The organism is Labilibacter marinus (assembly GCF_001659685.2).
GTDB classification, from domain to species: domain Bacteria; phylum Bacteroidota; class Bacteroidia; order Bacteroidales; family Marinilabiliaceae; genus Saccharicrinis; species Saccharicrinis marinus.
Genome location: NZ_LXYE02000008.1, coordinates 77,914 through 84,325, shown reverse-complemented (window position 1 = coordinate 84,325; position 6,412 = coordinate 77,914). Strand labels below are relative to the sequence as shown.

At 30.6% G+C, this 6,412-nt stretch carries 8 protein-coding genes; all 8 read right to left on the bottom strand.

The annotated features are described in order from the left end of the window. Positions 1 to 124 precede the first annotated feature (124 nt). Positions 125 to 979 carry a DUF4349 domain-containing protein gene (locus A8L32_RS03580; protein WP_075590044.1) on the bottom strand — a complete coding sequence of 285 codons (855 nt, stop codon included), beginning with the start codon at positions 977 to 979 and terminating at the stop codon, positions 125 to 127. A gap of 210 nt (positions 980 to 1,189) precedes the next feature. Continuing rightward, positions 1,190 to 1,900 carry a hypothetical protein gene (locus tag A8L32_RS03575; protein WP_066627903.1) on the bottom strand — a complete coding sequence of 237 codons (711 nt, stop codon included), beginning with the start codon at positions 1,898 to 1,900 and terminating at the stop codon, positions 1,190 to 1,192. 326 nt (positions 1,901 to 2,226) lie between these two features. Continuing rightward, positions 2,227 to 2,763, bottom strand: a complete 537-nt coding sequence (locus tag A8L32_RS03570) for a hypothetical protein (protein WP_066627900.1) — start codon at positions 2,761 to 2,763, stop codon at positions 2,227 to 2,229. Positions 2,764 to 2,858: 95 nt separating this feature from the next. Further along, a complete protein-coding gene (locus tag A8L32_RS03565) occupies positions 2,859 to 3,161 on the bottom strand; it encodes a hypothetical protein (RefSeq protein ID WP_066627897.1) in 303 nt (100 codons plus the stop codon). 57 nt (positions 3,162 to 3,218) lie between these two features. Then, complete coding sequence (locus A8L32_RS03560; protein WP_066627895.1) at positions 3,219 to 4,250, bottom strand: hypothetical protein; 1,032 nt, start codon at positions 4,248 to 4,250, stop codon at positions 3,219 to 3,221. Between the two features lie 222 nt (positions 4,251 to 4,472). Beyond that, positions 4,473 to 5,102, bottom strand: coding sequence for a hypothetical protein (locus A8L32_RS03555; protein WP_066627893.1), 630 nt, complete (start codon positions 5,100 to 5,102; stop codon positions 4,473 to 4,475). A 52-nt stretch (positions 5,103 to 5,154) separates the two neighbouring features. Next, complete coding sequence (locus tag A8L32_RS03550; RefSeq protein ID WP_066627891.1) at positions 5,155 to 5,748, bottom strand: RDD family protein; 594 nt, start codon at positions 5,746 to 5,748, stop codon at positions 5,155 to 5,157. Positions 5,749 to 5,832: 84 nt separating this feature from the next. Continuing rightward, positions 5,833 to 6,402: a hypothetical protein gene (locus tag A8L32_RS03545; RefSeq protein ID WP_066627882.1), complete on the bottom strand. Its 570-nt coding sequence runs from the start codon at positions 6,400 to 6,402 to the stop codon at positions 5,833 to 5,835. Positions 6,403 to 6,412: the final 10 nt, after the last annotated feature.

The window sequence follows — 6,412 nt, the reverse complement described above, 5'->3', positions numbered from 1 at the left end:
GACACTATACATGACTTTCAGAACATTAAAATAAATCGTTTAGCACGCTATTGACCACAAATATATTAATTAAACAATGTATTACCTTATTATTATTGTATATAGTTTAATAATTCGGTACACCTTAAGCTTTCTTTGCTCTTCGTTTTCTACGATATCTGCGCCAAGCATAAATAATTATGCCAACAATAACACAGAAAGGCCATATATTAACACAGAATACCACAAAATCCATAAAACCATACCAACCTTTAGATAATGCAATTTTAATTCTCTTGTAAAATTGAGTTCGCTTGGGCGATTGATATTCCTCTGGTTTGGGTTTGCTGATGGATAAATTAAGGGTACTATAACTAACTTGATCGCTTAGGTATTTTAAGCGTCCCATAGTGCTTTCTATCTCTTCTTCAAGACCTCTAATCTTTTCCTCAATCTGCAGAATTTCCTTAACCGTATTGGCTTTTTTTAATAACTCCTTATATCTTTTTAAATAACTCTTTTTATTGGTCAGTCTAGTTTCTAAATCAATAAACTGGTCGGTAACATCGCGTGCATCAATTTCTTTAAATAATATCTTTCCTCCACCTTTTTCAATTCCCAGTATAAAATGCTCAAAATATTTACTTGGTATACGGATGGTTAAAGCATACGACGTTTCCCAATGGGTATTATTTAAACTTTCGTTGGCATAGTAGGCATTAAACATTTTTACTAGCGAATCTACCTGTGCCTTACTCTTATCTAATTCCTCTACCTCAATACCTACCCTACCATCTTTAATAATTTTCTTTTTTACAACTGGATTATTCTTTACCGCTGGTAAAGGTGGTTCAGGTACTTCCATTGCTTGTCGTGTAATGGGCACCGTTTCTTCTTCATAGGCCATATCGGCTAATTGCAGGCTTTCATCAGCCATTTTTTGCTGATGACATGATGCTAACAGAATACAGGTGCTTAATACGAATAAAATATTTTTCATGATGTTTTTATTGAAGAATTCAGAAGATATTTAGATACCCTAAAATCCTTATCCCCTGTATGAAATAATTATCAAATAATGCAGCTATTTATTTCTATTTAGCCATATAGTAACGGATGAATTACAGCTTTAAGCTAAGTTTTAAGAACTAATTTAGAGCTTATCCACCCGTTACTATACCGCTTTCTTAATAGTTAGGTTCTTGCTTTTTTAAAACGATATCCCAACTATAATACTTAATGCACCAGAATTCACGTTAGATGAATAATAATAATCCCAATCATCATAAATGTCTACTTTCTGCATTTCATAACTTAATCCAACATTAACAGCTGACTTATCTGAAATTTTAATATTTACTCCTGCAGTTGGGCTTAGAAGTAATCCAACTCCTTCAAAACTATTTGTAGAATTAAATGAATATCCAACTCCTAAGGATACATATGGTGCAATATCTCGATCCATTATATTCGCCCTAAAATCAGCATATAGGGGTATTATAGTAGCATCCGAATCGAAATAATATCGCAATCCCGTCCCTACACCTAATGAGAAATAAGGATTAAATTGATAGCTATTAATAAAATCTAACTTCATTCTATCCACTCCATTATCACCAACACCAATTTGATATCCCGCTTCAACTATACCTTTATATCCCGATCGCTTAATTGAACCATCTTGAGCAGTCCTTTTTCCTCTAATGGGCTCTTTTGTTATTTTCTCTATTTCATTCATTTCATAAGCAAAAACATTCTTCCCTACAGTTTCTATTTTAAGCGATTTATTAGGGACTTGTTCTATAATTATTCCGCGAATGATGCTACCATCCTTCAGATAAACAACTTCTTGATACTTATTTTGTCCGAACGATACATGGGCAATTAGCGCAAATATGGCTAATACTATATATTTTTTCATTATTTTTTGCTGTTTTAACTCGTATAGTTTAAAGATTCACGCTGTTTATTTTATAGTGGAATCAGGTCTCCACGCATTAACGAAGTATTGTTATTATAAATTAAAGGAAAGGAGGTTCTCTAGTTTGCTGCATATTTTAGGTTAAGCCTTAAGATTATGAGATTAATTATTTTGTTATTATCACATCAAAAACAAAGCCAAACTAATTCAAATAAATACAATTATCGTAAATTATTATACGATATCATCCTATTTAGAATTAATAGTAACTAAAATAAGCCCATGGTACAAATGAACTCCTTATAAAGACTCAAATAAAATATTTATTAATTCATCTCCCGCTCCAGCCTTTCTACCTCCTGCCATAAAAGAGAATCTTGCGGATTTGCTTTAGCTTTCATCACCGCCTCAATGAACTCAGGATTATTTCTATGCTGAATTTTAAAGAAGAAACTGGGTGGTTTCACTAATAATATTGTACCGAAAATAAGAAAGATTACAATACGAGGAATTGCATTTTTCTTGAACTCGGCTGAATATTTAGTTTGAGTAAAGATAAATATCAACGTTAGTATAACTAACAACCCCATACCAAAAATTACCTGGCCCATAACACCAGGAATTGACAACAAATTAAAAAAACCTCCTACCAATATAGTTGAGAACGCAATTCCGTAAGCTATTGAAAGCACCATTTGAATATTCGATATGGAATCTTTTTTAAAAGGATCCTTAAAAGTGTTATCATTTAAAATTGCAAAACCTAGGGCAAAATAAATAAGTGACAACACAGCGCTCAACAAAAAAACAAATATAATTGTAGCACCTATATTCATTACCTTCAACACAAATAACAAGGCCATTACTACAGCCAATATTTTTCAAACCACGAAACTCTTTTAGTTTTCATTTCTCTATTTTAGTTTTTTACAATATAATTGCCTCTTATTTTAAAATACTAAGCAAAGTAAGATAACAGGTTAAACAATAGTATTAAAGGGTATCCTATTAACGAAAAGTAATATTGATAATTTCTATTTTCTTTTTTTACAACACTAAGTATCGTTAGTATAATTCCTGCCCACAAATCTATTTCTGCTATTACAGATACTGTACGTATTTTAAAATTAAAGTCTTCCGCATTATCAAAAGCTGTAGCATAATTTATAATCATACTCGCAATTACAACTTGTAAAACAACTTGAGATATTAATAAGATAAAAGCCCACTTTTTATAAGGAGTAGTTTTTCCAGTATTCATGTTTAATTTGTGTTTGATTTGGTTAATAAGAAGTCACACGAAAAATTCGTGCAACAGCTAGGGGGTTTGCTCTTTAATTCTTTCTATATTTTTCTCAAAGCTTTTTAAATAAGGACTATTAGGATAGTCTAAGTTGTATTGGTTCAATATTTCAATAAACTCAATTGCTTTTTGATTTCGTTTCTGGCGCGATTGCAATGTAATATAAGAGGCAATATAAAATTCCTGCACAGATTTGGTTAAATATTCTTTAGCCAAAGATATTGTGTGCGAGTGAATTAATCCTTCTTTACGATATTTTGCTCTTACCTCCTTAATTTCATTAACAGTATAGTTTTGATACATATTCAGCCAGATTTTAAAATCTAATAAATCGTATGCGTGAATTGCCAAAAGTGCTTCTTTATTTGAAAAATCAACATTGGAAATTGCATTTCCCCATAGTTTCAAAATATCTTCAGAGCTTTTATGTTCCTTACGCATAAAATTTATGTTGCAAGCACAAGCCAGCCTGGAAATCATTGTTGCATAATAAACTTTTCTATCATTCTTAATTAGTTCATATACATCATGATATCTTTTATTGATTTTTTTAAATTTTTCAACTTTGATTAATTCTGTTTTTAAGTCGTGGAATAAGCTATCTGATATTTCAGTATATGTGTCAATATCGTTTTCAGTATAATATCTACAATTCATCATGTCTTCTTGTGGAAGTCCATCATAAAATGATTGCATTGTCGTTGCAGTCTTATTTGTAAATGCAACTTTTCCATCTTGAGATATTGTTAGTTCAATTTCGTAATAATTACTTGGTTCAACTATTAAAAAATAGTTATTACCTCTAGCTTTTGTGGAAATTTTAAGTAATGATGGTTCCGTATTTTTTAATTCTATACTAAAGTTACCTAACGAGTCAGGGCTAAGTGATGCTGTAAATTGCCTATTACAAACACCATTAATTGGAGTGGTGTAATAGATTTTATTAGGTATTTCACCTTTTATTGTTCCTCTTAGCACAGATTTTTTTGGTTGCTGAGAGCAACTTGTTAAAATGCAAATAGAAAAAATAATAATTAGATATTTCATGATTTCTTTTTTTATGACAGCCAACGTTTTAAATAAGGGGACTTAGGCTGATTTGAAAAACCTAACCTCAAATTCCCTCCAAGCCACTGCTAAGGTTTTGGTTATAAATTTATCATTTTCACTAGCCGAAGTCTTAGCTTCGGCGGACTTATTTAATAAGCTAAACTCCCAAACTTATCCTGACAACCAATGCCCTTTATTTATTATTGTAGCCTGTTGTTTCTATAACTTCAAAATATTACTTAATAGTTCTATATATCTTCTTCTATCAAATCCCATCCTGTCGCTAATTGGAGTTAAGTAGTGTATGTCTCCATTTAACAATTCAGCATAAAGAAGGAAGTCTATTTCAAAACTTCGGTAATTAAGAAGATTTTTGTCCCGATAGCTTATTAAACGTTTTATTTCCTTTAGGGAACAAGAAAAATCATTATAAATATATTTTCCGATTGGGTCTATATTAGATACCGTCAGTGTGTTTTCTTTAAAGTTAATTGTTGCTTTACTTAACTTTCGAGTAACATTAGTTCTAATAACTATATGAATGATTGTCCACATCAACAAAAACGCCAAAAATATATAAGAAAATAAGTCATCGATGTTTATAAAGTCAGTTTTAATAATTGAATTTACAGGTAGAATTAATGATAAGAACAAGAATAACCATAAACCAAAGAGAGCACTCTCAATAATTAATAACCCAATCGGTAGGTAATAACTGGCTCTGGTAATCAAAACATTTTCGTTAAGCATTCTCGACATTATAACGAAACTATTACTTAAACTTTCTAATTCAGTAATTTCTTTTTCTGTATTATGGTCAAGATATTTTAAGTTATTTAGAGATGTCATATAAACTTTTCAATTAACTTTTTTTCTACAACTTTGGGGAAGACAGCGAGGGTTAGCTCTTATCTTTTACAACTATAGTATTAGATAAATAATCATGAAAACCATTTTTAGTAAATACATATGAAATTTGGTCAAACGGTATTAATCGGCATAAAGTCCTAATAAAGATGTCTGTTGAAGAAGGGCTTTCTCCGTTCGATTTTACCACCTTTGTTTTGGTTAACATTTTACCAAGCGTTTTTCCTAGTTTAACTTCTAATACTATATAGTATGCAAAGTATAAAACAATCAATAAAATAAAACTGATAAACCCTAGTGTAACTTGGTCGGTTCCTCCTAATAGTACATTAATAATTCCTGCAATAATAAAGTACAAGATGATATATATAATAGAATCAACTACTAAATGAACTAGCCTTAACATTGAACTTACCACCTTTGATTCAACCTCACTTTGTTGTTTATTTTCAACCTCTATTTCTTCCTGAATGGCTTTTTCGTTATCAAGTGATAAATTTCGTTTTTTCAACTCAGCCGCTGCACTTACAACAGCTTCTGATTGATAATCATCTTTATGAACAGTCAATATTTCAATCAACTCTTCATTACTTTTTTGCATCATTACTGTAGTAAAATCTTTATTCATTTTATATGTATTTTAAAACTCCAAAGCGCTTAATCCGCATTAGAATATATCTCAATATTTATACGCAACGCCCATGCGTTTTTTTTATTCTACTTTTTTATAAAACACCTCCGACTTTGTAGGGTCAGAATTATTCTTTGCTAAACCAAATTTATTCGTGTCTATAAATTCTACCTTGAAGTCATTAGATGATGAAATTCCATACAATGAAAATAGTTCTTTGGCTATTTTTTTCTCAGTCAAAAGAAATTCGTAATTTGAACTTCGTTGAATTTCTGAAATCCAAACATCATTTAATTCCATAAACATTTCAACATATTTATTTTCATTCAACTTAACAACTCTTCCTGTTAACCCTTTTTCTGGTGTCTTTTTTATTTCAATTTTAATTCCTTCAAACATTGTACGCCCATGAAGTTCCCATATGCCAATAAATTGATCTTCCGATACTTTTTGCAATTTGTCACTATTACAACTTGAATAAACAACAACACTTAGGATAACTATTAAAAATCTACTTGCTATATTTTTCATTTCTATATTTTCTTTTAGATATGTTTTTTCTGCGGTGTTCACTAAATACATGGTAACGGCTCGAATACGAGGCTGTGAGCTGATTTGAAAAACCAAACCTCCAAAACTCCACTGAGCCAAATCTTTTATT

Coding starts and splice junctions, on each gene's coding strand:
- A8L32_RS03570 (WP_066627900.1), bottom strand. CDS start 2,763: ATGGCCTTGTTATTTGTGTTGAAGGTAATGAATATAGGTGCTACAATT.
- A8L32_RS03555 (WP_066627893.1), bottom strand. CDS start 5,102: ATGACATCTCTAAATAACTTAAAATATCTTGACCATAATACAGAAAAA.
- A8L32_RS03565 (WP_066627897.1), bottom strand. CDS start 3,161: ATGAATACTGGAAAAACTACTCCTTATAAAAAGTGGGCTTTTATCTTA.
- A8L32_RS03550 (WP_066627891.1), bottom strand. CDS start 5,748: ATGAATAAAGATTTTACTACAGTAATGATGCAAAAAAGTAATGAAGAG.
- A8L32_RS03560 (WP_066627895.1), bottom strand. CDS start 4,250: ATGAAATATCTAATTATTATTTTTTCTATTTGCATTTTAACAAGTTGC.
- A8L32_RS03575 (WP_066627903.1), bottom strand. CDS start 1,900: ATGAAAAAATATATAGTATTAGCCATATTTGCGCTAATTGCCCATGTA.
- A8L32_RS03580 (WP_075590044.1), bottom strand. CDS start 979: ATGAAAAATATTTTATTCGTATTAAGCACCTGTATTCTGTTAGCATCA.